Source organism: Pseudaeromonas aegiceratis (assembly GCF_046254905.1).
GTDB classification, from domain to species: domain Bacteria; phylum Pseudomonadota; class Gammaproteobacteria; order Enterobacterales; family Aeromonadaceae; genus Pseudaeromonas; species Pseudaeromonas aegiceratis.
This window is the reverse complement of sequence record NZ_CP158016.1, coordinates 3335373-3361815: the sequence shown is the minus strand read 5'-3', so window position 1 is coordinate 3361815 and position 26443 is coordinate 3335373. Positions and strand designations below refer to the sequence as shown.

16 protein-coding genes and 4 tRNA genes are annotated in these 26443 nt (G+C 60.8%); 19 read left to right on the top strand and 1 reads right to left on the bottom strand.

The window, feature by feature from the left end; all coding sequences use genetic code 11:
* The first annotated feature begins 353 nt into the window (after positions 1-353).
* The 6 genes from pulA to birA all read left to right on the top strand — a co-directional run bounded on the left by pulA (position 354) and on the right by birA (position 11491).
* On the top strand, positions 354-4610 hold the full coding sequence (gene pulA / locus ABHF91_RS15825) for a pullulanase-type alpha-1,6-glucosidase (RefSeq protein WP_409421198.1): 4257 nt from the start codon (positions 354-356) through the stop codon (positions 4608-4610).
* A 307-nt stretch (positions 4611-4917) separates the two neighbouring features.
* On the top strand, positions 4918-5379 hold the full coding sequence (locus ABHF91_RS15820; RefSeq protein WP_409421197.1) for a hypothetical protein: 462 nt from the start codon (positions 4918-4920) through the stop codon (positions 5377-5379).
* Between the two features lie 65 nt (positions 5380-5444).
* Positions 5445-7397, top strand: a complete 1953-nt coding sequence (locus ABHF91_RS15815) for an ATP-binding protein (RefSeq protein ID WP_409421196.1) — start codon at positions 5445-5447, stop codon at positions 7395-7397.
* A 65-nt stretch (positions 7398-7462) separates the two neighbouring features.
* Positions 7463-9439, top strand: a complete 1977-nt coding sequence (locus ABHF91_RS15810) for a DNA topoisomerase III (RefSeq protein ID WP_409421195.1) — start codon at positions 7463-7465, stop codon at positions 9437-9439.
* A gap of 49 nt (positions 9440-9488) precedes the next feature.
* Entirely contained in the window at positions 9489-10532 is a 1044-nt protein-coding gene (murB, locus tag ABHF91_RS15805; RefSeq protein ID WP_409421194.1) for a UDP-N-acetylmuramate dehydrogenase, read from the top strand.
* On the top strand, positions 10520-11491 hold the full coding sequence (gene birA / locus ABHF91_RS15800) for a bifunctional biotin--[acetyl-CoA-carboxylase] ligase/biotin operon repressor BirA (RefSeq protein WP_409421193.1): 972 nt from the start codon (positions 10520-10522) through the stop codon (positions 11489-11491). Before murB ends, birA begins: the two co-directional genes overlap by 13 nt.
* A gap of 3 nt (positions 11492-11494) precedes the next feature.
* Here the strand turns inward: birA and coaA are convergent, their stop codons facing one another.
* On the bottom strand, positions 11495-12442 hold the full coding sequence (gene coaA, locus ABHF91_RS15795; RefSeq protein WP_409421192.1) for a type I pantothenate kinase: 948 nt from the start codon (positions 12440-12442) through the stop codon (positions 11495-11497).
* Between the two features lie 234 nt (positions 12443-12676).
* On the opposite strand from coaA, the gene ABHF91_RS15790 reads away from it, so the two are divergent.
* The 13 genes from ABHF91_RS15790 (at position 12677) to rpoC (ending at position 26427) form a co-directional block, all read left to right on the top strand.
* A tRNA-Tyr gene (locus ABHF91_RS15790) sits at positions 12677-12761 on the top strand.
* Between the two features lie 34 nt (positions 12762-12795).
* Positions 12796-12870 (top strand) — tRNA-Gly (locus ABHF91_RS15785).
* A gap of 5 nt (positions 12871-12875) precedes the next feature.
* Positions 12876-12951, top strand: a tRNA-Thr gene (locus ABHF91_RS15780).
* Positions 12952-13053: 102 nt separating this feature from the next.
* On the top strand, positions 13054-14238 hold the full coding sequence (gene tuf / locus ABHF91_RS15775; protein WP_409421178.1) for an elongation factor Tu: 1185 nt from the start codon (positions 13054-13056) through the stop codon (positions 14236-14238).
* A gap of 53 nt (positions 14239-14291) precedes the next feature.
* Positions 14292-14368 (top strand) — tRNA-Trp (locus ABHF91_RS15770).
* Between the two features lie 54 nt (positions 14369-14422).
* Entirely contained in the window at positions 14423-14806 is a 384-nt protein-coding gene (secE, locus tag ABHF91_RS15765; RefSeq protein WP_409421191.1) for a preprotein translocase subunit SecE, read from the top strand.
* An 18-nt stretch (positions 14807-14824) separates the two neighbouring features.
* Positions 14825-15352 (top strand): transcription termination/antitermination protein NusG, encoded by a 528-nt coding sequence (gene nusG, locus ABHF91_RS15760; RefSeq protein WP_409423139.1) that lies wholly within the window; start codon positions 14825-14827, stop codon positions 15350-15352.
* A gap of 134 nt (positions 15353-15486) precedes the next feature.
* Positions 15487-15915: a 50S ribosomal protein L11 gene (rplK, locus tag ABHF91_RS15755; RefSeq protein WP_409421190.1), complete on the top strand. Its 429-nt coding sequence runs from the start codon at positions 15487-15489 to the stop codon at positions 15913-15915.
* 4 nt (positions 15916-15919) lie between these two features.
* Positions 15920-16624: a 50S ribosomal protein L1 gene (gene rplA, locus ABHF91_RS15750; RefSeq protein WP_409421189.1), complete on the top strand. Its 705-nt coding sequence runs from the start codon at positions 15920-15922 to the stop codon at positions 16622-16624.
* A 235-nt stretch (positions 16625-16859) separates the two neighbouring features.
* Positions 16860-17363, top strand: a complete 504-nt coding sequence (gene rplJ / locus ABHF91_RS15745; RefSeq protein WP_345011957.1) for a 50S ribosomal protein L10 — start codon at positions 16860-16862, stop codon at positions 17361-17363.
* A gap of 54 nt (positions 17364-17417) precedes the next feature.
* Positions 17418-17786 (top strand): 50S ribosomal protein L7/L12, encoded by a 369-nt coding sequence (rplL, locus tag ABHF91_RS15740; RefSeq protein ID WP_409421188.1) that lies wholly within the window; start codon positions 17418-17420, stop codon positions 17784-17786.
* A 233-nt stretch (positions 17787-18019) separates the two neighbouring features.
* On the top strand, positions 18020-22048 hold the full coding sequence (gene rpoB / locus ABHF91_RS15735; protein ID WP_409421187.1) for a DNA-directed RNA polymerase subunit beta: 4029 nt from the start codon (positions 18020-18022) through the stop codon (positions 22046-22048).
* Positions 22049-22125: 77 nt separating this feature from the next.
* Positions 22126-26427 (top strand): DNA-directed RNA polymerase subunit beta', encoded by a 4302-nt coding sequence (gene rpoC / locus ABHF91_RS15730; protein WP_409421186.1) that lies wholly within the window; start codon positions 22126-22128, stop codon positions 26425-26427.
* Positions 26428-26443: the final 16 nt, after the last annotated feature.

Below are 26443 nucleotides of genomic sequence, written 5' to 3'. Positions count from 1 at the left end.
TTTTTTTTTGCCAAAGCGGGGTAGAAATCGGCAACAGTTTTCTGTTGGCTCGGTCAATAAATAAAGCAATTTGTAATTTTAAAACGTTATTTTAGCACAATCAATGAAACCGTTTTCTCTATCGCCACCGAGATCTGGCTCGCAAAGATATGTTAAGCAATCTTATCGCAAGCTAACGCGGGTCAGTTTTTCTTTACCCGATCACAATTTACGTCCATCTCGTAACCGTATATTACGCCGCGAAACACCCGTATGACGCGTTTCAACAGAAACGACCATGAATGTGATGTGTTGTTTTTGACTTTCATATTACAAGCGACTTCGTTCGCAAAATGGCTAACAAGGGAAACAGTATGGACTTACGATTCAAAAAACTTGCCCTGCTGGTGATGCCCAGTGTCGTGGCGCTGGCCATGACGGGCTGCGGCTCCGACTCCAACGACACCAGCAGCTTTACCGCTGACAGCGACTTCACCTACGCGGCTCCCTCCTTGCCTGCTGACACCGTCTCTGCCGAGGCGGATGCGGCGCCTTCTGAGACCAATGCCGTACGCCTCTATCTGGTGGATCCGGATACGACCTCCAGCACGGCCGCCGCCAAGAGTGGTCGTGATGCCGCCGGGACTCCCTGGGCCAACTACAGCCTGTGGCTCTACAACCAGGGCGACTGTCAGGCGCTGGCCACGGACGCCGATGATGGCCAGCTGCTGAGCACCGATGGTGACACCGAAGACGGTGCTTCCGCCGATTGGAGCCTGGCGCAAAACACCCCCACCGGCTACGACGAATACGGTCCTTACTGGGATCTCAAGCTCAAAGACGGCGCTCTGGACGATGCCAGTGCCTGTGTCAACCTGATCCTGCGGGACGGCGGTCAGAACAAGATCCTGGGTGACAACAACGACGCTGACAACGGTCACGCCCTGCAGCTGGCCAGCTTTGCCGACCGCACCGCCTCCGTGCGGACCGGGGCGCTGGACATCTACGACAGCAAGCAGGATGCCTATGCCGACTGGAAGGCCAATACCTCCTTCGACATGTTCTCCGACGCCAGCGCGCACCTGATCGATGCCAATACCCTGGTGTGGAGCGACAGCTCCCTGGCCGATGCCAAGTTTGTTCGCCTGTACTACTCCGCCAACAACGGCACCATCTCCCCTGAGTCCAGCGGCAAGGTGACGGCCAAGTTCATCAAGCTGGCCGCCACCGAGCTGACCGACGAGCAGAAGGCGGCCTTCCCGCACCTGGCTGGCTTCACCGCCTTCAGTCTGCCCAGCGGTCAGGATGCCGATACCCTCAAGGCTGCCCTGAAGAACCAGGTCGCGGCCGTGGCGCTGAACGGCGAAGGCACCCTGCTGGCCGGCACCTATGTGCAGACCGCCGGAGCCCTGGATGACCTGTATGCCGGTACCGCCAAGGAGCTGAGCTATGGCGCCGTGGTGTCCGACGATGGCGTGACCTTCCGCCTGTGGGCCCCCACCGCCACCTCCGTGAGCCTGGTGATCTACAACGATGACAAGAGCGTGGCCTCTACCGAAGCCATGACCCTGGACAATGCCTCCGGCGCCTGGTCCTACAGCGGTGACACCAGCCTGGTGGGCAAGTACTACCGCTACGCCATCACCGTCTACCACCCCACCGACCGTGCCTGGCACAGCTATGAGGTGACCGACCCCTACTCCCTGAGCCTGTCCATGAACTCCGAGTACAGCCAGGTGGTGGATCTGGAGTCTGCCGATCTCAAGCCGGAAGGTTGGGATAGCCTGGAGGCTCCCCATTCCCAGGCCAGCGAGGCTGACATCGCCAAGATGGTGGTGCATGAGTCCCATGTGCGGGATCTGACGGCCATCGACACCGGGATCCCGGCCAGCGAACGGGGCAAGTTTATCGCCCTGACCGATGACAACTCCCTGGCGGTACAACACCTCAAGGCGCTGTCTGCCGCCGGTGTGACCCACTTGCAACTGCTGCCGGCCTTCGACATCGCCACCGTCAATGAGGATCCGGACCAGGTGGCCAATCTGGACGATCCCTTCAGCAAGCTGTGTGAGGTCAACCAGAGCGTGGCCGACAGCAGCCAGTTCAACGGTAACTGCAGCGGTGATCTGACGGTCGCCGAGGTGCTGGCCTCTCTGGATCCTGACTCCGAGGATGTCCAGGCCCTCAACCGCATGATCGCCGACACCGACTCCTTCAACTGGGGTTATGATCCCTTCCACTACACCACGCCGGAAGGCTCTTACGCCACCAACGCCGAAGGGACCGCCCGTATCCTCGAGTTCCGCGAGATGGTCAAGGCCATCAAGGAAGACATCGGCATGAACGTGGTGATGGACGTGGTGTACAACCACACCAATGCCGCCGGTCCGTCTGCCGACAAGTCGGTGCTGGACAAGATAGTGCCCTGGTACTACCAACGTCTGGACGAAACCACAGGTGATGTGGAGACCTCCACCTGCTGTTCCAACACGGCGCCCGAACACGCCATGTTCGCCAAGCTGATGGATGACTCCCTGGTCACCTGGGCCAAGGAGTACAAGATCGACTCCTTCCGCTTCGACCTGATGGGTCACCATCCCAAGGCGCAGATGGTGGAAGCCCTGGCCAAGGTCAAGGCCGTCAACCCGGAGATGTACTTCTACGGGGAAGGCTGGAACTTTGGTGAAGTGGTGGATAACACCCGCTTCGAGCAGGCTACCCAGCTGAACATGGCCGGCACCGGCATAGGTACTTTCTCCGACCGTCTGCGTGACGCCGTGCGTGGTGGCAGTCCGTTCGACTCCGGCGATGGCATCCGCTCTAGCCAAGGTTTCGGTAACGGCGCCTTCGTTCTGCCGAACGACGATGATGCGGTGACGCAAAGCAGTGCCCGCCATCTGGCCGACCTGACCCGTCTGGGGATGGCCGGTAACCTGAAGGACTTCGTCCTGATGGATTACGAAGGCACGCCGAAGGTGGGTTATGACTTCGATTACAACGGGGCCCATGCCGGCTATGCCCAGGATCCCATCGAAGTTCAGAACTATGTGTCCAAGCACGACAACCAGACCATCTTCGACATCATCGCCTACAAGGCACCCGCCGAAGCCGACATGGCGACCCGTGTCCGGATGCAGGGTCTCTCCCTGGCGACCGTGATGCTGGGTCAAGGTGTGGTGTTCGACCAGCAAGGTACCGAGCTGCTGCGTTCCAAGTCCTTCGAGCGTGACTCTTACGACTCTGGTGACTGGTACAACAAGGTGGACTACAGCATGCAGTCCAACAACTACGACGTTGGCCTGCCGCGCAAGGACAAGGATGGCGATAACTACGATCTGATCGAGGCGGTGAAGGACGTGGTCGGTGCGCCGAGCGCCACCGAAATCGCCGACATGGACAGCTTCTACAAGGAACTGGCCAGCCTGCGTCAATCCTCTCCGCTGTTCACCCTGGGGACCGGTGCCGAAGTCATGAAGCGGGTGGACTTCCGCAACGTGGGTCCGGAGCAGGTCAACGGCCTGATTGCCATGACCATCGATGATGGTACCGGCCAGACCGATCTGGATCCGAACGTTGACGGTATCGTGGTGCTGGTGAATGCCTCTGGTGACAGCCACACCATAGGTGACTTCAAGGATGGTTCAGACAACACCATCAGCCTGGCCGACTATGAGCTGAGCAGTGTGCAAAGCGACCTGGGGTCCGCCTCCATCGGCTATGGCGCCAGCTTCGCCGATGGCGAGTTCACCGTACCGGCCTGGTCCGTTGCCGTGTTCGTCAAGCCCCAGGGCGATGCCCAGGGTACCGGTCTGCCGGTCTCCCACAAGCAGGACCTGAGCACAGTCGCTCCCTTTGACGTGCCTGTGTATGCCCGTGGTTTTGGCGGCGAGTGGGGCGCACTGGAAACCAACCAGTTCACCTTCACCGGTGCCGACTACAGCTACACCTGGAGTGTGGACGTCACCGACGACATGTTGTCCGCCGATGGCACCTCCATGAAGGTGGCCTCCGATGACTGGTCTACCGCCAACTATGGCCTGTGCACCAGCACCGACACCCTGGAAGCCGGTTCTACCCTGACCCTGTGCCAAGGTAGTAACGACAACGTGCCGTTGCCGCTGGAGAAGGCCGGTACCTACACCTTCACCTTCAAGGTGGTGAGCAAGGCCAGCCCGACCCTGACCCTGGCCATCCAGGAAGAAGCGGCCGCCTGTGAGCTGTTGGCTGACTCTAGCGAGACGCCGACCCTGGGGGATACCGCACTGGCCATTCGCGGTGCTCATTCCTCCTGGGCCTGGGATGCGTCCTACCAGTTGACCTACAAGGGCAACGGCATCTATGAGGCGGCCGTGTCCGGTGTGGATCTGTCCGGTGGCTTCAAGATTGCTGCCGACACCGACAATTGGGATCCCCAGTTCTTCGCCACCTCTGGCGGTAGCCTGGTGAGCCCGATGGAGCCGGACGTGGTGTATGAAGCCTACGGTCGCTTCGGTGGTGAGGGGTCCGACCCGGGTAACAACACCATGACCCTGGGTGACGGCACCTGGCTGTTCCGCCTGGCCCTGGATACCTCTGCCGAGATGTCCGGTGCCGGCGTGAAAGGCAGCATCGACGTCTGTCAGCTGCCCTAAACCAAGCACTGTTCTCGTGCTAAACCGCTCGCCTCGGCGAGCGGTTTTTTTATGGCCGGCTGCACAAAATCTATGCAAGATTGGCAGGGAGGATGGCCTTGAGCCATAGTCACAGAGGCTTGCCAAGGAGGTGTGCCTATGCTGAGAACCCTGCTGCTTCCGCCGCTATTTGTCTTTGTCCTGCTGTTTGTGGTCAGTGTCCTGCTCAAGGCCGTGAGCGTGGCCTAGCAGTTCCTTCAACATGCGCTATGCAGTGTATTAGCCGCCCGGTATGCTTCCGGGCGGTTTTGTTTTGCGTGAGGTGAAGATGAACAATCCCTGGGCCCTGTGCCATGTCGACGAATCCTTTAATGCCTCCCTGCTGGGCAATCGCGGCAGTCAGCTGCACTGGTTTGAGGATCAGGCGCAGCTGTGCCAGTACCTGCAGGAGGAGTATGTGGATCTGCTGGCCGACACGGGCGAGCTGGATGAGGAGCAAACCGAAGCGGCCCGTGAGCGCTTCGCCCTCATCATTGAGCAGTCCCTGAGCCTGCCGACCATGGTGGATCACCTCAACGATCTCTCCTCCGGCCTGAGGCGTATCGTCTGGCTGGGCAGCCTGGCGGAGCTGGCCGAGCTGGATGACGAGTTCGCCAATGCGGTGCGCCGCTACTTCTGGGGCGAGCAGGGCGAGGGGGACGAGGATCCCGAGGCCCCCATCCCCGAGTCCCTCTGGCCGGATCTGTTGGATCTGATGGATGACTTCCTGGCTGAGGGCGAGTATTGCTAGTCGCCGCCACATCGCCGGGCTGACGGGCTTCTATACTGGGCACACATCCCCAACCGGTGCCGCCCATGTCTGAACCAGTCATCTTGTCCGTCTGCGGGGATCCCCGGCTGCAGGCGCAGTTTGCCGAGGAGCTGGCCCCGCTGTTGGCCCGCTTTCGCTGGCAGCCGGTCGCCTCCCTGGCGGCGGCCCATGCCTGTCTGGGCCAGGCGAGCGAGACGGCGCCGGTGGCACTCTTGCTGTGTGAGCAGCAGTTGGCCGATGGCGAGGGCATAGCGCTGCTGGGCAGTGCCATGGCGGCCCAATCCGGTTGTCAGCGGGTGCTGTGGGGCCGCCAGCAGGCCTCGGACAAGCTGATCGAGGCGGTCAACCGCGGCCCGCTGGATCATGTGCTGCTCCATCCCTGGCCCGCCGGGGCCTTGCTGGAGGTGGCGCAGCAACGGCTCACCGAGTACGTGGTGCGCCAGGTGGATGAGCCCCTGGGGTTTGCCCCCTTGCTGGATGGCCAGCGTCTGTTGCGGGCCCAGCTGGAGCGGCAGATGGCGGCCTACCGCCAGGGCTTCATGGACTACACCCACTACACGGACGAGGCGCTCTCCGCTGCCGTGATCCGGGCGCTCTATCAATTCTTCGAGGGCAACGACGAGACCCGCGCCTGCCGCCGCTACAGTCCCAATCATCTGCTGACCCGAGAGGGGGAGCGTAACGACTTCCTCTGGTTTATCGCCCAGGGGGAGGTGGTGCTGAAGAAGCGCGATGCGGATGGCCAGGAGTGGGAGGTGGTGCGCTATCGGCAGGGGGCGCTGGTGGGGGGCATGTCGTTTGTCACCGGTGAACCGGCCTTCACCACCGGGGTGACCCTGACCGCCGCCGAGGTCATCAAGCTGGACAAGGCCTTGTTTGCCAAGGTGATGCAGGCCAAATCCGACCTGCTGCCGCTGTTTACCCACCTGTTGTTACGCCACTTCAATCGCCGGCTGCAGAACAGCATCCAGACCAAGATGGCGCTGCAGAAGACCCTGGCCTCCCTGGAGCAGGCCCAGGCACAGCTGGTGGAGCGGGAGAAGCTGGCGGTGCTGGGCCAGCTGGTGGCCGGGGTGGCCCACGAGCTGAACAACCCGGTGGCGGCCATCTTGCGCGGCGCCGACACCCTGCAGGCCCAACTGCCGGATCTCCTGATGGACCCCCTGGTGGAACCCTGGCGGTCACTGGCCGCCGGCATATTGCAGCAGGCCATGCAGGTGACGCCCCTGTCCACCGCCCTGGTGCGGGAGCGGGCCGCCCAGGCCGAGCGCTACACAGGCGAACGCAACCAGGCCAGGCAGCTGGTGCAGATGCAGCTGGATGATCCCGGGCTGTGGCAGCGCCTGTTTGCGCCGCTCTCCTCCGCCACGCGTCAGGCGCAGCTGGCCCGGCTGGACGACTACTACCAGATGGGCAATTTCCTGCACAACATCGATGTCTGCGCCCGGCGTATCGCCGATCTGGTCAAGGGCCTCAAGCAGTATGCCCGCCAGGACAATGCGGTGCCTCAGCGGGTGGATCTGCTGGAGGGGCTGGAAGACACCCTGATCATTTTCGAAAACCGCCTCAAGCAGCTGACCCTGGAGCGCAGCTATGACGAGGCCAGGCCCAAGGTGCTCTGTTATCCCATCGCCCTGCAGCAGGTGTGGACCAACCTCATCGCCAATGCCCTGGATGCGGTGGCGGCGTTGGGGCGGGCGGGGCGCATCCAGCTGCGCAGCCAGGTCTATGAAGAGGCGGGGGAGCCTTGGATCCGGATCGAGGTGGAGGACAATGGTCACGGCATTGCTCCCGAGCTGCAGGCCAGGATCTTCGAGCTGAACTTCACCACCAAGCGCGAGGGGAACTTTGGTCTCGGCATCGGTCTGCACGTCTGCCAGCAGATCATCGCCCAGCATAGGGGGCGCATCGAGGTCAGCTCCGAACCCGGGGTCTTTACCTGCCTGCGCGTCAGCCTGCCGGTCACCCCGTCAGAGCTGCTGTCGCCGGCCCGCTAGGTGCCCTTGGCAAACCGGCGGCAATCTTGGATACTGTATTTAAATACAGTTAACGCGAGCCTGCCATGCGCCTGTTTATCGCCGAAAAACCCAGCCTGGGACGCGCCATCGCAGCGGCCCTGCCTGCACCCCAGCGCAAGGGCGAGGGGTATATCCAGTGCGGCGAGCAGGATGTGGTGACCTGGTGTGTGGGACACCTGCTGGAGCAGGCGGCGCCGGAGAGCTACGACGCCCGTTACCGGCGCTGGGCCCTCGCCGATCTGCCCATAGTGCCGCAACGCTGGCAACGGGAGCCGCGACGGGGCAGTGCCGGCCAGCTCAAGGTGATCCGCCACTGGATCAAGCAGGCCGATCAGCTGGTGCACGCCGGTGATCCGGATCGGGAAGGCCAGCTGCTGGTGGATGAGGTGATCGACTACCTCCAGGTGCCGGCGGCCAAGCGGCAAGCCATGCAGCGTTGCCTGATCAGCGATCTCAACCTGCCCGCGGTGCGCCGGGCCCTGGCCGGTCTCAGGGCCAACCAGGAATTCGTGCCCTTGAGCACCGCCGCCCTGGCCCGTTCTCGGGCGGACTGGCTGTTTGGCATCAACCTCACCCGCACCTATACCCTGCTGGCCCGACAGGCGGGCGGCGAGGCCTTGCTGTCGGTGGGTCGGGTGCAGACGCCGGTGCTGGGGCTGGTGGTGGCGCGGGATCGGGCCATCGCCCAGTTTGTGCCCCATGACTATTTTGCGGTCAGCGCCCAGCTGCAGACGGCCGCCGGCGAGACGTTCACCGCCTGGTGGCAGCCGTCGGCGGCCTGCCAGCCCTGGCAGGATGAGGAGGGGCGGGTGCTCAACCGCGCCCTGGCCGACAAGGTGGTGGCGTCGGTGCAGGGGCAAACCGGCCGGGTGGAACAGCTGGAGCAGAAGGAGTGCCGCCGCGCGCCGCCGCTGCCCTATAACCTCTCCAACCTGCAGATCGAGGCGGCCCGCCAGCTGAACCTGACCGCCAAGCAGGTGCTGGATCTGTGCCAGCGCCTGTACGAGCAGCACAAGCTCATCACCTATCCCAGATCCGATTGCCGCTACCTGCCAAAGGAACATCATGGCCGGGCTGCTCAGGTGAGCGCTGCCATGGCCCAGCTGTTGCCGGACTGGCAGGAGAGGATCCAGGGCGCTGATCTGACCCGGCGTGGCGCCGCCTGGAACGATGCCAAGGTACAGGCGCACCACGCCATCATCCCCACCGAGCGGAGCCTGGATCCGGCCAAGCTCAGCCGTGATGAGCTGGCGCTCTACCGCCTCATCGCCCGCCAGTACCTGGCGCAGTTTTATCCTGACCACAGTTACCAGCAGACCCGGGCGGACATTCGTCTGGCCGGCGGTCTGTTCGTCGCCAAGGGGCGGGTGGTGCGGGAATTGGGCTGGCGCAGCCTGTATGAACGTCAGACGGCTGAGCCCGACGAGGAGGAGGCCGGTGCCCTGCCGCCCTTGCAGCCGGGGCAAAGCCTGCACTGTCCGGCGGCGCAGCGCCATGACAAGCAAACCCAGCCGCCCAAGGCCTACACGGATGCCAGTCTGCTGGCCGCCATGACCGGCATCGCCCGGCATGTGGCGGACTCGGCCTTGAAGGCCATCCTCAAGGAGACCGACGGCCTGGGCACGGAGGCGACCCGGGCCGGCATCATAGAGTTGCTGTTCACCCGGGGTTACCTGCAACGCCAGGGCAAGCAGATCCACGCCAGCGAAACGGGATTTGCCCTGGTGGACGCCCTGCCGTCCGCGCTGGTGCAACCGGACATGACGGCCCAGTGGGAACTGGGGTTGGCGCGGATCGAAGAAAAGAGCCTGGCCTATGGCGACTTCATGGCGCCGCTCCTCAGCCAGTTGGCTGAGCTGGTGGTCCAGGGGCAGCAGCTGAGTGCCGAGGCCAGCCGGCGCCTGGGCGCCTTGCACCGGGCCCCGGCCGGCAAGTCGCCGCGGCGGGGACGCGGCACCGGCAAGGGGGCGCCGGCCAAGCGGCGGTCCAGCCGCCCCGCCCGGCGCCAGGCTATGGCTTGAGGGTGGGATAAGGTACACTCGGCGGCCATGGTCCTCCTGGAGTCATCCCGTGTCTGCCCAACCCATCGCCGATTTTGATCTGCAGCCTTACAACAGTTTTGGCCTGGCGGCCCGCGCCCGCTGGGGCTGTGAAATCACCGATCTGGCCAGCCTGCAACAGTTGCTGAGTCAGCCCCAGTGGCGTGAGCTGCCCCGCCTGGTGATAGGTGGCGGTAGCAATCTGCTGCTGAGCTGTGATTTTGCCGGCTTGGCACTCATCAACCGGCTCAAGGGGATTGAGGTCACCGAGACGGCCGAGGCCTGGCACCTGCAGGTGGCGGCCGGTGAGGATTGGCCGGCACTGGTGGCCTGGAGTCTGCAGCAGGGCATGCCGGGGCTGGAGAATCTGGCCCTGATCCCGGGGTGTGCCGGGGCGGCGCCGGTGCAGAACATCGGGGCCTATGGGGTGGAGCTGGCCCAGGTGTGCGAACACGTGGATGCCTTCGATCTGACCGAGGGACGCCTGGTGCGCCTGCCGGCCGAGGCATGCCACTTCGGCTACCGGGAGAGCCGCTTCAAGGGCGAGTGGCAACACACTCATATCATCACCGGCATCGGTTTGCGGCTTCGCAAGGAGTGGCAGCCCCAGTGTAAGTACGGTCCCCTGGCGGAGCTGTCTCAGCCCAGTGCCCAGGACATCTATGCCCGGGTCTGCCAGTTGCGCCAGGCCAAGCTGCCGGATCCGGCGCGGTTGGGCAATGCCGGCAGCTTCTTCAAGAATCCCACCGTGCCACGGGCGCAGGCCGACGCGCTGAAGGCCGACTATCCCGCCATGCCGCTCTATCCGGCCGACCCGGGGATGGCCAAGTTGGCGGCCGGCTGGCTGATCGAGCAGGCGGGCCTCAAGGGTTACCGTCAGGGGCAGGCGGCGGTGCACCGGGAGCAGGCGCTGGTGCTGGTGAATCTGGGGGGGGCGAGTGCCCAGGAACTGCTGAGCCTGGCGCGGCATGTCCGGCAGACGGTGCAGGCGCGCTTCGGTCTCTGGCTGGACCATGAGGTACGCATCATGGGCGAGGCAGGGGAGTGGAAGGAGGCGCTGGCATGCGGCGACTGAGTGAACGGCAACGGCAGCTGCTGCAGCTGCTGGCGGATGGCCACTTCCATGCCGGCCCGCAGATCGGCGAGGCCCTGGGGATCAGCCGGGCCGCGGTGAGCCAGCAGCTCAAAGGGCTGCGGGAGCTGGGGGTGGAGCTGCACAGCGTCAGCGGCAAGGGGCATAGGCTCGCCTTGCCGTTACAGCTGCTGGATGCCCAGCGCCTGCAGCAGGATCTCATGGCGGCGCCGGTACAGGTGCTGGCGGTCATCGATTCCACCAACAACTTCATGATGGGCCAGCTGGATAGCTGGCAGAAGGGTGAATGTGTGCTGGCCGAGTGCCAGACCGCCGGGCGCGGGCGCCGCGGTCGACAGTGGCACTCGCCTTTTGGCAGCCAGCTCATCCTGAGCCTGTTCTGGCGCCTGGAGCAGGGGATGGCCAGCGCCATGGGCTTGAGCCTGGTGGTGGGGATCGCCCTGGTTGATGCCCTTGAATCACAAGGGCTGGCCGGCATCAAGGTCAAGTGGCCCAACGATCTCTATCTGGATGGCCGCAAGCTGGCGGGTATCCTGGTGGAAATGGCGGCCACCGTCGGCGGCGCCTGCCAGATGGTGGTGGGGGTGGGCATGAACCTGCAACTGCCCCTGGGGGAGGCCCAGAAGATCGATCAGCCCTGGGCCGAGTTGCAGACCCTGGTGGGCGAGGGACGACTGGATCGGCATCGCCTCACCTGTGCCGTGGTACAGCAACTACGGCAGAGCCTGGCGCGGTTCGAGCACGAGGGGATGGCGCCCTTTGTGGCGCGCTGGAATGAGCTGGATCTGTACCGGAACCAGCCGGTGCGGCTCATCAGCGGTGAGCGCAGCTGGAGCGGCATTGCCCGGGGCATAGATGAACAGGGTGCCCTGTTGCTGGAAAATGAGCTGGGGGAACTGCAGACCCTGGTGGGGGGCGAGATCTCCCTGCGCCCCCGCTAAGAACTACTTGCGCAACCAGACTTGCTCGATGGCGTGACAGGGTCCCTTGGTCAGGATCAGGTTGGCCCGCTCCCGGGTCGGCACTATGTTGGCCCTGAGGTTGGGGTAGTTGATCTCCTGCCAGATCTGATTGGCAATGGTGTCGGCTTCGGCGTCGGACAGCTGGCTGTAGTGATGGAAGTAGCTGCTGGGGTCGGCAAAGGCACCGCGGCGGAAGCACTGGAAGCGCTCCACATACCATTGATTGAGCAGGCTCTCCTTGGCATCCACATAGATGGAGAAGTCCACGAAGTCCGAGACGAAGACTCTATGGGGATCGTGGGGATAGTCCATGCCGCTTTGCAGCACGTTTAGCCCTTCCAGCAACAGGATGTCCGGTCGCTGCACCACCTTCTGAGCCCCAGGCACTATGTCGTAAATATGGTGCGAATAGACGGGGGCACCCACCTGGGACTTGCCGGCCTTGATGTCGGCGACAAACTTCACCAGCTTGTGCATGTCATAGGACTCGGGAAAGCCCTTTTTCTTCATCAGGCCACGGGATTCCAACACATGGTTGGGATGCAGGAAGCCATCCGTGGTGACCAGCTCCACCGTCGGGTGTTCCGGCCAGCGATCCAGCAAGGCCTGCAGGATACGGGCCGTGGTGCTCTTGCCCACCGCCACACTGCCGGCGATGCTGATCACGTAGGGAACATGGGCCGGCTCGGTGCCCAGAAACTGCTCGATGACCTTGCTGCGGCGCTGCCGGGCGCGGACATAGAGGTTGAGCAGCCGCGACAGCGGCAGGTAGATATCCTTGACCTCTTCCAGTGACAACTCGTCGTGGATGCCACGCAGGTGCACCAGATCCTCCTGGGCCAAGGTCAGGGGAACGGAATTGCGCAGCCCCGACCATTGGTCCCGGTTGAAAACCAGGTAGGGGGAGAGGAGGTTATCGACATCGTTCATCGGCGGGCCACATCCTGTTACAAGCACCGGGACATTACACCAAGCCCCCCAGGCTCACAAGGATAAGCCGCCTCGGCGCCGTGGGATTAGCTAACAAAATGACAGTCTTAGCCAAAAAAACGACAGGTCACCTGTTGCGGGGGCTAGGACCATGCAATAAAATGCCCCCCGCTCGTCTGTCGGCATGCTTTGGCCTGCCCGCCGTTTGGTGGGGCCTGGGTGTCGCAGAGTTCTGGAGGGGTTCCCGAGTGGCCAAAGGGATCAGACTGTAAATCTGACGGCTCCGCCTTCGAAGGTTCGAATCCTTCCCCCTCCACCATTTTCACCGTTTGTGGCTTTTGGTGATGAGCAAAGCGGGCATCGTATAATGGCTATTACCTCAGCCTTCCAAGCTGATGATGCGGGTTCGATTCCCGCTGCCCGCTCCAAAAATGCTGATATAGCTCAGTCGGTAGAGCGCACCCTTGGTAAGGGTGAGGTCGGCAGTTCGACTCTGCCTATCAGCACCACTCTCGCCAAACCCCCAAGCTGCGTGTATTTTGTATACGCTTTGTCAACTTGTGCCGTGGTTAGCTAGCCACCACTAAACAGTGTTAGTTAGAGGGACGATCATGTCTAAAGAAAAGTTTGAACGTACAAAACCCCACCTCAACGTAGGCACCATCGGCCACGTTGACCACGGTAAGACCACCCTGACCGCTGCCATCACCGCTGTACTGGCTAAGACCTACGGTGGTAAGGCCTTCGCCTTCGACCAGATCGACAAGGCGCCGGAAGAAAAGGCCCGTGGTATCACCATCAACACCTCTCACGTAGAATACGACACCCCGACCCGTCACTACGCCCACGTAGACTGCCCGGGCCACGCCGACTACGTTAAGAACATGATCACCGGTGCTGCACAGATGGACGGCGCTATCCTGGTAGTAGCTGCCACCGACGGCCCGATGCCGCAGACCCGTGAGCACATCCTGCTGGGTCGCCAGGTAGGCGTACCGTACATCATCGTGTTCCTGAACAAGTGCGACATGGTAGATGACGAAGAGCTGCTGGACCTGGTGGAAATGGAAGTTCGCGAACTGCTGAGCGAATACGACTTCCCGGGCGACGACACGCCGGTGATCCGCGGTTCCGCGCTGAAGGCGCTGGAAGGCGATGCCGAGTGGGAAAAGAAGGTAGTTGAACTGGCCGAAGCCCTGGACAGCTACATCCCCGAGCCGGAACGTGCCATCGACATGCCGTTCCTGATGCCGATCGAAGACGTATTCTCCATCGCTGGTCGTGGTACCGTAGTGACCGGTCGTGTAGAACGCGGTATCGTGAAGGTTGGCGAAGAAGTTGCCATCGTAGGTATCAAGGACACCGCCAAGACCACCTGTACCGGCGTGGAAATGTTCCGCAAGCTGCTGGACGAAGGCCGTGCCGGTGAGAACGTAGGTGTACTGCTGCGTGGTATCAAGCGTGAAGAAGTTGAGCGTGGTCAGGTACTGGCCAAGCCCGGCACCATCACCCCGCACACCAAGTTCGAATCCGAAGTGTACGTGCTGTCCAAGGAAGAAGGTGGTCGTCACACCCCGTTCTTCAAGGGCTACCGTCCGCAGTTCTACTTCCGTACCACCGACGTAACCGGCACCATCGAGCTGCCGGAAGGCGTGGAAATGGTTATGCCTGGCGATAACATCAAGATGGTCGTGACCCTGATCTGCCCGATCGCGATGGACGAAGGTCTGCGTTTCGCAATCCGTGAAGGTGGCCGTACCGTCGGCGCCGGCGTGGTTGCCAAGGTTATCGAGTAATCAGACTTACATAAAGTCACTAAAGCCCCTATAATAGGGGCTTTATTTTGTGTAGGGGCGTAGTTCTAATTGGTAGAACAGCGGTCTCCAAAACCGATGGTTGGGGGTTCGAGTCCCTCCGCCCCTGCCAGTTGCACCTCGCGTATGCGGGGCTTTTGCGTCTATTAACTTACAGGTAGGTTGTATGAGTGTGAACATTGAGAGCCAGGGCGGCAGCAAGGCGAAAGACATCCTGTTGTGGTGCCTGACTTTCATCCTCCTGGCGGCCGCGGTATTGGGCAATTACCTGTTCAGTGAACAGCCGGCATACGTGCGTTTCGCTGGTGTGATTGTGGCCCTGGTGATCGCCGGTGTCATTGCCTTCCAAACCGCCACCGGCAAGGGCGTGCTGGCATTTGCCCGCGAATCCCGGATGGAAGTGCGCAAGGTAGTGTGGCCGACTCGCCAGGAAGCCATTCAGACAACCTTGATCATCTTCGCCGTGACCGCGGTAGTGGGACTGTTCCTGTTCCTGCTGGATGGCCTGCTGATTTGGCTGGTCGGGTTAATCACTGGAGTGCAGGGTTAAGTCATGTCAGAACAACGTATGCGTTGGTATGTGGTTCAAGCCTTCTCCGGTTATGAAGGTCGCGTTGCCAAGTCTCTGAAAGAGCACATCAAGATGCACGGCATGGAAGATCAATTCGGTGAGGTCTTGGTACCCACCGAAGAGGTGGTCGAAATGCGTGCCGGTCAGAAGCGCAAGAGTGAACGCAAGTTCTTTCCCGGCTATGTGCTGGTACAGATGCTGATGAACGATGCCACCTGGCACTTGGTGCGCAATGTGCCCCGGGTGATGGGCTTCATCGGCGGCACCTCCGACCGTCCGGCCCCCATCTCCGACAAGGAGGCCGATGCCATCCTGAACCGTCTGCAGGAGTCTGTCGACAAGCCCAAGCACAAGACCCTGTTCGAAGCCGGGGAAGTGGTGCGGGTCAGCGATGGTCCCTTTGCCGACTTCCAGGGTGTGGTGGAAGAGGTGGACTACGAGAAGAGTCGCCTCAAGGTGTCCGTGCTGATCTTCGGTCGGGCCACGCCCGTCGAGCTGGATTTTGGTCAGGTGGAAAAGTCCTGAACATTATCTAGCCAACCGGCTTGTCTGGGGTAGCGGACTTCACTATAATTCGCTGCCCCTTTTTCCACTGGGGAGCCTTTGAGGGGAAGTTACCTTCTCCGAGGCGTTATCACCCATTTTGAGGTAAATGAAAAATGGCTAAGAAAGTCACAGCTTATATCAAGCTGCAAGTTAAGGCCGGTAGTGCCAACCCGTCTCCTCCTGTTGGTCCTGCGCTGGGTCAACACGGTGTGAACATCATGGAATTCTGTAAGGCGTTCAACGCCCGTACCGAAAAGCTGGAGAAGGGTGCCCCGACTCCGGTGGTGATCACCGTATACAGCGACCGTTCCTTCACCTTCGAAACCAAGACGCCGCCCGCTTCCTTCCTGCTGAAGAAGGCTGCCGGTATCACCTCCGGCTCTTCCAAGCCGAACAAGGACAAGGTTGGTAAGGTAAGCCACGCTCAACTGCTGGAAATCGCCAAGACCAAGGAACCGGACATGACCGGCTCCGATCTGGAAGCGATGGCCCGCTCTATCGCGGGTTCTGCCCGTTCCATGGGCCTGGTAGTGGAGGACTAAGACGATGGCTAAATTGACCAAGCGCATGCGCGTGATTCGTGAGAAGGTTGACGGTACCAAGGAATACGGTATCTCTGAAGCCGTTGCCCTGCTCAAGGAACTGGCCACTGCCAAGTTTGTTGAGAGCGTAGACGTTGCCGTAAACCTGGGCATCGATGCTCGTAAGTCCGACCAAAACGTCCGTGGCGCCACCGTGCTGCCGCACGGCACCGGTCGTACCGTTCGCGTTGCCGTGTTCACCCAGGGTGCCAACGCCGAAGCCGCCAAGGCTGCCGGTGCTGACCTGGTGGGCATGGATGACCTGGCTGACCAGGTCAAGAAGGGCGAGCTGAACTTCGACGTCGTCATCGCCTCTCCGGATGCTATGCGCGTTGTTGGCCAACTGGGCCAAATCCTGGGTCCCCGTGGCCTGATGCCGAACCCGAAGGTTGGTACTGTAACTCCGAACGTTGCCGAAGCCGTTAACAACGCCAAGGCCGGTCAGATCCGTTACCGTAACGACAAGAACGGTATCATCCACAGCACCATCGGTAAGGTCTCCTTCTCCGAAGAGCAACTGAAGCAAAACCTGGAAGCTCTGCTGGCTGCCCTGAAGAAGGCCAAGCCTTCTGCTGCTAAGGGTCAGTTCATCAAGAAGGTAAGCATCTCTACCACCATGGGTGCCGGTGTGTCTGTTGATCAGTCCACCCTGGATGCCAGCGCTGCCTAATTGAGCGTTTACAGGGCGCGAGGTTTTGGTTAAAATTTCGCGCTCTGTTTGGTTGGGGGTCTCGACTCCCGTCCAAGACCGCAGGGGGCGCAAGCCTTAATGTCCTGCGTAGACGGTGCCGGAACCCAGCGAGAAAGATTACTTTCTTCTGGAATCTGCCACCGCAGTGCTCCCCGTTAGGGGAGGTGATGTCAGTAGCTGGGCTTGCCCAGTTTTATCTCCAGGAGTTATGCCAATGGCATTAGGATTCGAAGACAAAAAGGCAATTGTCGCTGAAGTCGCCGAAGCTGCCAAAGGCGCACTGTCCGCTGTTGCTGCCGATTCTCGCGGCGTAACCGTGGCCAAGATGACCGCTCTGCGTAAGTCTGCTCGTGAAGCAGGCGTATACATGCGCGTCGTTCGTAACACTCTGCTGACCCGCGCAGTAGAAGGTTCCGACTTCGAATGCATGAAAGACGTATTTGTCGGTCCGACCCTGATCGCTTTCTCCAACGAACACCCGGGCGCTGCTGCTCGCCTGTTCAAGGAGTTTGCCAAGGGGAACGACAAGTTCTCCATCAAGGGTGGTGCGTTCCAGGGTGAATTCATCCCTGCAGCTCAAATCGACCGTCTGGCCACGCTGCCGACCTACGAAGAAGCACTCGCCAAGCTGATGGCTACCATGAAGGAAGCCGCCGCTGGCAAGCTGGTTCGTACGTTCGCCGCGCTGCGCGACAAGAAAGAAGCCGAAGCGGCCTAATTCTTGTAACTGGATCTCGTTAATTAAAAAACTTCAACGACAGGAACCTTTGTCATGTCTATCACTAAAGATCAAATCATCGAAGCCGTTGCTTCCATGTCCGTAATGGAAGTTGTTGAACTGATCTCCGCTATGGAAGAGAAGTTCGGTGTTTCTGCTGCTGCCGCCGTTGCCGCTGGCCCGGCTGCTGCTGCTGAAGCCGTAGAAGAAAAGACCGAGTTCGACGTAGTTCTGACTGCCGCTGGCGCCAACAAGGTTGCCGTCATCAAGGCCGTTCGTGGTGCTACCTCTCTGGGTCTGAAGGAAGCCAAGGACCTGGTAGAAGCCGCTCCGACTCCGGTTAAGGAAGGCGTCTCCAAGGACGAAGCTGAGGCCCTGAAGAAGGACCTCGAAGCCGCCGGTGCTTCCGTTGAGATCAAGTAATCTGTTGAATGACAGATTCGCGGCCTGACGTAAAAATCAGGCTAGGGCTGGTGAATTTTTATTCACCAGCCCTTTTGCGCTGTGTGATGAGAGGATTTCCACACCGTTTCGTCCTCTTGTCCGTGGTCGGCGCAACGGACTGTTAACCGGTCCGTCTGCCACAAAGCGGTGTCAAATCAGAACTGCTCTTTGCAGAGCAGAGTGGGTCACTTATCAGCGAGCTGAGGAACCCTATGGTTTACTCTTATACCGAAAAAAAACGCATTCGTAAGGACTTCGGTAAGCGCGATCAGGTTCTGGATACGCCTTATCTGTTGTCCATTCAGCTGGACTCCTTTAAACAGTTCCTCGAAGCCGACCCGGAAGGGGCTTACGGGCTTGAGGCAGCTTTCCGCAGCGTCTTTCCGATCACCAGTTATTCTGGTACGGCCGCGCTGCAGTATGTGAGCTATCGTCTGGGTGAGCCAGTCTTTGACGTCAAAGAATGTCAAATTCGCGGTGTGACCTACTCCGCGCCGTTGCGCGTGAAGTTGCGACTGGTGCTGTTCGATAAAGAAGCGGCTCCTGGAACTGTCAAGGACATCAAGGAACAAGAAGTGTACATGGGCGAAATTCCGCTCATGACCGAGAACGGTACCTTTATCGTCAATGGTACCGAGCGGGTTATTGTTTCCCAATTGCACCGCAGCCCGGGTGTCTTCTTTGATCACGATAAGGGCAAGACGCACTCTTCCGGTAAGGTCCTGTATAACGCACGGGTGATTCCTTACCGCGGCTCCTGGCTGGACTTCGAGTTCGATGCCAAGGATAACCTGTTCGTGCGTATCGACCGTCGTCGCAAGCTGCCGGCCTCCATCATCCTGCGGGCCCTGGATTTCACCACTGAAGAAATCCTGGCGAGCTTCTTCGAGACCATCAAGTTCGAGATCAAAGAAGGCAAGCTGATGATGGAGCTGGTGCCGGAACGCCTGCGCGGCGAAACCGCCACCTTTGACATCATTGCCGGTGGGGAAGTGGTTGTTGAGAAGGGCCGTCGGGTCACTGCTCGCCACATTCGCCAACTGGAAAAAGCCGGTGTCACTCAGATTGAGGTTCCGCTCGAGTATGTTGTTGGCAAGATCTCTGCCCGGGATTACGTCAATGCCGATACCGGTGAGGTGGTGGTGCCCGCCAACTCAGCGCTGAGCCTGGAAACCATGGCCAACCTGTCCCAGGGTGGTCACAAGCAATTCGAAGTCCTGTTCACCAATGAACTGGACCACGGCGCCTACATGTCCGAGACCCTGCGTATCGACTCTTCCAGCAACCGCCTCGAGGCGCTGGTGGAAATCTATCGCATGATGCGTCCCGGCGAGCCGCCAACACGGGATGCCGCCGAACAGCTGTTCGACAACCTGTTCTTCTCCGAAGATCGCTACGATCTGTCCACCGTGGGCCGGATGAAGTTCAACAGCCGCCTGCATCGCGACGATCAGACCGGCCCTGGCATCCTGACCAAGGAAGACATAGTCGAAGTCATGCAGAAGCTCATCGATATCCGTAACGGTAACGATGAAGTGGATGACATCGACCACCTGGGGAACCGACGTATCCGCTCCGTGGGCGAAATGGCCGAAAACCAGTTCCGCGTAGGTCTGGTGCGGGTGGAACGTGCCGTGAAGGAGCGCCTGTCTCTGGGCGATCTGGACGCCGTCATGCCGCAGGATCTGATCAACGCCAAGCCGATCTCCGCCGCGGTGAAGGAATTCTTCGGTTCCAGCCAGCTGTCCCAGTTCATGGACCAGAACAACCCGCTGTCCGAGATCACCCACAAGCGCCGTATCTCCGCGTTGGGCCCGGGCGGTCTGACCCGTGAACGCGCCGGCTTCGAAGTCCGTGACGTACACCCGACCCACTACGGTCGTCTGTGCCCCATCGAGACTCCTGAAGGTCCGAACATCGGTCTGATCAACTCCCTGGCGGTCTACTCCCGGACCAACGAATACGGCTTCCTGGAAACCCCGTATCGCAAGGTCGTGGACAACGTGATCACCGACGAGGTGGAATACCTGTCCGCCATCGAGGAAGGCAACTACGTTATCGCCCAGGCCAACGCCAATGTGGACGAAAACGGCAAGCTCGTAGACGAGCTGGTACCGTGCCGCCACAAGGGTGAGTCCACCTTCATGAATGCCGACCAGATCCAGTACATGGATGTGAGTCCGCAGCAGGTGGTCTCCGTGGCCGCCTCCCTGATCCCCTTCCTGGAGCACGATGACGCCAACCGTGCGCTGATGGGGTCAAACATGCAACGTCAGGCCGTGCCGACCCTGCGTGCCGACAAGCCGCTGGTGGGTACCGGTATGGAACGTGCCGTGGCCGTTGACTCCGGGGTGACCGTGGTGGCCCGTCGTGGTGGTGTGGTGGATTACGCCGACGCCTCCCGCATCGTGATCAAGGTGAACGAAGATGAGCTGGCTGCCGGCGAAGCAGGCATCGACATCTACAACCTGACCAAGTACACCCGCTCCAACCAGAACACCTGCATCAACCAGCGTACCTGCGTGATGATGGGTGAGCCGGTCATGGCCGGTGACGTGCTGGCCGACGGCCCGTCCACCGACCTGGGTGAACTGGCGCTGGGTCAAAACCTGCGCGTCGCCTTCATGCCCTGGAACGGTTACAACTTCGAAGACTCCATCCTGGTCTCCGAGCGCGTGGTACAGGAAGATCGCCTGACCACCATCCACATCCAGGAACTGGCCTGTATCGCCCGGGACACCAAGCTTGGCCCGGAAGAGATCACCGCCGACATCCCCAACGTGGGTGAAGCCGCCCTGTCCAAGCTGGACGAGTCCGGCATCGTCTACGTGGGTGCCGAGGTGCAAGGCGGCGACATCCTGGTGGGTAAGGTAACCCCCAAGGGTGAAACCCAGCTGACCCCGGAAGAGAAGCTGCTGCGCGCCATCTTCGGTGAGAAGGCCTCCGACGTGAAGGACTCCTCCCTGCGGGTGCCCAACGGCGTCTATGGGACCGTCCTGGATGTGCAGGTCTTTACCCGCGATGGCGTGGAGAAGGACAAGCGTGCCAAGGAAATCGAGGACATGCAGCTGCGGGATGCCAAGAAGGACCTGACCGAAGAGTTCAAGATCTTCGAAGACGGTATCTTCGGCCGTGCTCGTTCCCTGCTGGTGAACTCTGGCGTGTCTGCCGACAAGATCGACGGCATGGATCGTAAGAAGTGGCTGGAACAGGCCATCGACGACGAAGCCAAGCAAGTCGAGCTGGAGCAGATCGCCGAGCAGTACGTGGCCCTGAAGGAAGAGTTCGATCGCAAGTTCGAAGCCAAGCGTCTGAAGATCATCCAAGGTGACGATCTGGCGCCGGGCGTGCTGAAGATCGTCAAGGTTTACCTGGCCGTGAAGCGTCGCATCCAGCCTGGTGACAAGATGGCCGGTCGTCACGGTAACAAGGGTGTTATCTCCAAGATCTGCCCCATCGAAGACATGCCGCACGACGAGTTCGGCCGTCCGGTGGATATCGTGCTGAACCCGCTGGGCGTACCGTCCCGTATGAACATCGGTCAGGTTCTCGAAGTGCACCTGGGTCTGGCGGCCAAGGGCATCGGTGAGAAGATCGACCGCATGATCAAGGAACAGCAGGAGCTGGCCAAGCTGCGCGGTTTCCTCCAGGAAGTCTACGACCTGGGCGACCACACCAAGCAGCAGGTGGACATCAACACCATGTCCGACGATGCCGTGCGCACCCTGGCAGAGAACCTGCGCAAGGGGATGCCGGTGGCGACCCCGGTATTCGACGGGGCCAAGGAGCGCGAAATCAAGTCGCTGCTCAAGCTGGCCGATCTGCCGGAGTCCGGTCAGATCACCCTGTTCGATGGCCGTACCGGTATGCCGTTCGAGCGTCAGGTCACCGTGGGCTACATGTACATGCTCAAGCTGAACCACCTGGTGGACGACAAGATGCACGCCCGTTCCACCGGTTCCTACAGCCTGGTTACCCAGCAGCCGCTGGGTGGTAAGGCCCAGTTCGGCGGTCAGCGTTTCGGGGAGATGGAAGTGTGGGCGCTGGAAGCCTATGGCGCCGCCTATACCCTGCAAGAAATGCTCACCGTCAAGTCTGACGATGTGAATGGCCGTACCAAGATGTACAAGAACATCGTGGACGGTGATCACCGCATGGAGCCGGGCATGCCCGAGTCCTTCAACGTACTGCTGAAGGAAATCCGCTCCCTGGGGATCAACATCGAGCTGGAAGAGGAATAAGGGTTCAGCCCTTAGTGCCGCGATTGAAAAGGGCGCCCTGCGGGGCGCCATGATTGAACTCCTGACGGGAGACACACGTGAAAGACTTACTTAAGTTTTTGAAAGCACAGAGCAAGACCGAAGAGTTTGACGGCATCAAGATTGCCCTGGCCTCTCCGGACATGATCCGCTCCTGGTCTTTCGGGGAAGTGAAGAAGCCGGAAACCATCAACTACCGCACCTTCAAGCCGGAGCGTGATGGTCTGTTCTGCGCCCGTATCTTCGGCCCGGTGAAGGACTACGAGTGTCTGTGCGGCAAGTACAAGCGCCTCAAGCACCGTGGCGTGATCTGTGAGAAGTGTGGCGTTGAAGTCACACAGACCAAGGTGCGCCGTGAGCGCATGGGTCACATCGAGTTGGCCTCACCTGTGGCCCACATCTGGTTCCTCAAGTCCCTGCCGTCCCGGATCGGTCTGCTGTTGGACATGACCCTGCGTGACATCGAGCGGGTGCTGTACTTCGAATCCTTCGTGGTGATCGAAGCCGGCATGACCGCCCTGGAACGCGGCCAGATGCTGTCCGAAGAACAGTACCTGGACTCCCTGGAGGAGTACGGTGACGAGTTCGAAGCCAAGATGGGCGCCGAGGCCATCCTGGAGCTGCTGCGTGGCCTGGATCTGGAGCAGGAAATCGCCCAGATGCGCGAAGAGCTGCAACAGACCAACTCCGAAACCAAGCGCAAGAAGACCACCAAGCGCCTGAAGCTGATGGAAGCCTTCCTGCTGTCCGGCAACAAGCCGGAATGGATGATCATGACGGTGCTGCCGGTGCTGCCGCCGGACCTGCGTCCGCTGGTACCCCTGGACGGTGGCCGTTTCGCCACCTCCGATCTGAACGATCTGTACCGCCGCGTGATCAACCGGAACAACCGTTTGAAGCGTCTGCTGGATCTGGCTGCGCCGGACATCATTGTCCGCAACGAAAAGCGCATGCTGCAGGAGTCCGTGGATGCCCTGCTGGACAACGGCCGTCGCGGTCGTGCCATCACCGGCTCCAACAAGCGCCCGCTGAAGTCCCTGGCCGACATGATCAAGGGTAAGCAAGGTCGTTTCCGTCAAAACCTGCTGGGTAAGCGGGTCGACTACTCCGGTCGTTCCGTTATCACCGTGGGTCCGACCCTGCGTCTGCATCAGTGCGGTCTGCCCAAGAAGATGGCGCTGGAGCTGTTCAAGCCCTTCATCTACGGCAAGCTGGAAGCCCGCGGCCTGGCCACCACCATCAAGGCGGCCAAGAAGATGGTCGAGCGCGAAGAAGCCGTGGTGTGGGATATCCTGGACGAAGTGATCCGCGAACACCCCGTCATGCTGAACCGTGCGCCGACCCTGCACCGTCTGGGTATTCAGGCGTTCGAGCCGACCCTGATCGAAGGTAAGGCCATTCAGCTGCACCCGCTGGTGTGTTCCGCCTTCAACGCCGACTTCGACGGTGACCAGATGGCGGTCCACGTACCGCTGACCCTGGAAGCCCAGCTGGAAGCCCGTGCGCTGATGATGTCCACCAACAACATCCTGTCGCCCGCCTCCGGTGAGCCGATCATTGTGCCGTCTCAGGACGTGGTGCTGGGTCTGTACTACATGACCCGTGCCAAGGTCGGTGCCAAGGGTGAAGGCATGGTGCTGAGCGGTGCCAAGGAAGCCGAGAAGGTCTACCGTGCCGGTCTGGCCTCCCTGCATGCCCGGGTCAAGTGCCGCATCACCGAATACGTGAAGAACGAAGCCGGTGAGCTGGTGGCCAAGACCGAGCTGAAGAGCACCACTGTCGGTCGTTCCATCCTGTCGCTGATCCTGCCCAAGGGCATGGACTATGCGCTGATCGACGAGCCCAAGGTGCTGTCTGACGCCGAGAAGGCCGATCTGGCTGCCCATCCGGAGAACTGGTTCAAGCATGTCTCCAACAAGGCGCTGGGCAAGAAGGCGATCTCCAAGCTGCTGAACACCTGCTACCGTCGTCTGGGCCTGAAGGACACCGTCATCTTCGCCGACCAGCTGATGTATACCGGTTTCCACTACGCCGCCCTGTCTGGCTCCTCCGTGGGCATCAACGACATGGTGATCCCGGACGCCAAGAAGGACATCATCGAGGCCGCCGAGGCCGAAGTTGCCGAGATCCAGGACCAGTTCCAGTCCGGTCTGGTGACCGCGGGCGAACGCTACAACAAGGTTATCGACATCTGGGCCAGCGCCAACGAGCGCGTGTCCAAGGCGATGATGGAAAACCTCTCCAAGGAGAAGGCCATCAACAGCCGGGGTGAAGAAGAAGAGCAAGCCTCCTTCAACAGCATCTTCATGATGGCCGACTCAGGTGCGCGTGGTTCTGCCGCCCAGATCCGTCAGCTGGCGGGGATGCGTGGTCTGATGGCCAAGCCGGACGGCTCCATCATCGAGACCCCCATAGTGGCGAACTTCCGTGAAGGTCTGAACGTACTGCAGTACTTCATCTCCACGCACGGTGCCCGTAAGGGTCTGGCGGATACCGCACTGAAGACCGCGAACTCCGGTTACCTGACTCGTCGTTTGGTGGACGTGGCCCAGGATCTGGTGATCACCGAGTCCGACTGTGGTACCGAAGAAGGCCTGTGGATGACGCCGCTGATCGAAGGTGGCGACGTGGTCGAGCCGCTGCGTGAGCGCGTGCTGGGCCGTGTGGTGGCCGAAGATGTCATCAAGCCGGGTTCCGACGAGGTGCTGGTCACCCGCAACACCCTGCTGGACGAGAAGTGGTGTAACGAGCTGGAACGTTACTCCGTTGACCGCGTCAAGGTGCGCTCCGCCATCACCTGTGAAACCGACTTCGGCGTCTGTGCCCACTGTTACGGTCGTGATCTTGCCCGTGGCCACATCGTCAACGCCGGTGAAGCTGTGGGGGTTATCGCCGCCCAGTCCATCGGTGAGCCGGGTACCCAGCTGACCATGCGTACCTTCCACATCGGGGGTGCCGCATCCCGTGCCGCCGCCGAGAGCAGCGTGCAGGTCAAGAACACGGGTAACATCAAGCTGCAAAACGCCAAGTATGTTACCAACAGTGCCGACAAGCTGGTGATCACCTCCCGTTCCTCCGAGTTGACCATCATGGACGACCTGGGGCGGACCAAGGAAAGCCACAAGCTGCCCTACGGCTCCGTGCTGGAAGTGAAGGACGGTCAACCGGTCTCCGCCGGTCAGATCGTGGCCAACTGGGATCCGCACACCCACCCGATCATCACCGAAGTGGCCGGTCGCATTAAGTTCGAAAACATGGATGACGGCGTCACCGTTACCCGCCAGACCGACGAACTGACCGGTCTGTCCAGCACTGTGGTACTGGATGTTAACGAACGTGGCTCTCAGGGTAAGGAACTGCGTCCGACCGTGAAGCTGGTTGACGAGCAGGGCAAGGACATCCTGATCCCGGGCACCGAAGTGCCGGCTCAGTACTTCCTGCCCGGTCAGGCCATCGTCCAGCTGGAAGATGGTGCCCAGGTGAACGTCGGTGATGCTGTAGCGCGTATTCCCCAGGAATCCGGCGGTACCAAGGACATCACCGGGGGTCTGCCCCGCGTGGCCGACTTGTTCGAAGCCCGTATGCCGAAGGAACCGGCCATCCTGGCCGAGATCTCCGGTACCATCTCCTTCGGCAAGGAAACCAAGGGCAAGCGCCGTCTGGTGATCACGCCGACCGATGGTGGCAATGTCTACGAAGAGATGATCCCCAAGTGGCGTAACCTCAACGTGTTCGAAGGGGAAAAGGTGCAACAGGGCGAAGTGCTGGCGGACGGTCCCGAGTCAGCCCACGACATCCTGCGCCTGCGTGGCATCAGCCCGGTGGCCAACTACATCGTCAACGAAGTGCAGGACGTTTACCGTCTGCAGGGCGTTAAGATCAACGATAAGCACATCGAAGTCATCGTACGTCAGATGCTGCGTAAGGGTGAGATCATCGACGGTGGGGATTCCGAGTTTCTGGAAAGCGAACAGGTGGAAGTGGCCCGGGTCAAGATTGCCAACCGCAAGCTGGAGGCCGAAGGCAAGCGTCCGGCGACCTATCGCCGTGTGCTGATGGGTATCACCAAGGCGTCCCTGAACACCGAGTCCTTCATCTCTGCGGCCTCCTTCCAGGAGACCACACGGGTGCTGACCGAAGCGGCCGTCTCCGGCAAGATCGACGATCTGCGCGGTCTGAAGGAGAACGTCATCGTGGGTCGTCTGATCCCGGCGGGTACGGGCTTTGCCTACCACCAGAGCCGTCATCAGAAGCGCAAGGCCGCCCTGGAGCAACAGGATGTGCCGCACGTGACCGCCGACGAGGCCGAGCAGAACCTGGCGGATCTGCTCAACGCCGCCGGCAGCTTCGATGCCGAATAAGCCAGCCGTGGACTGG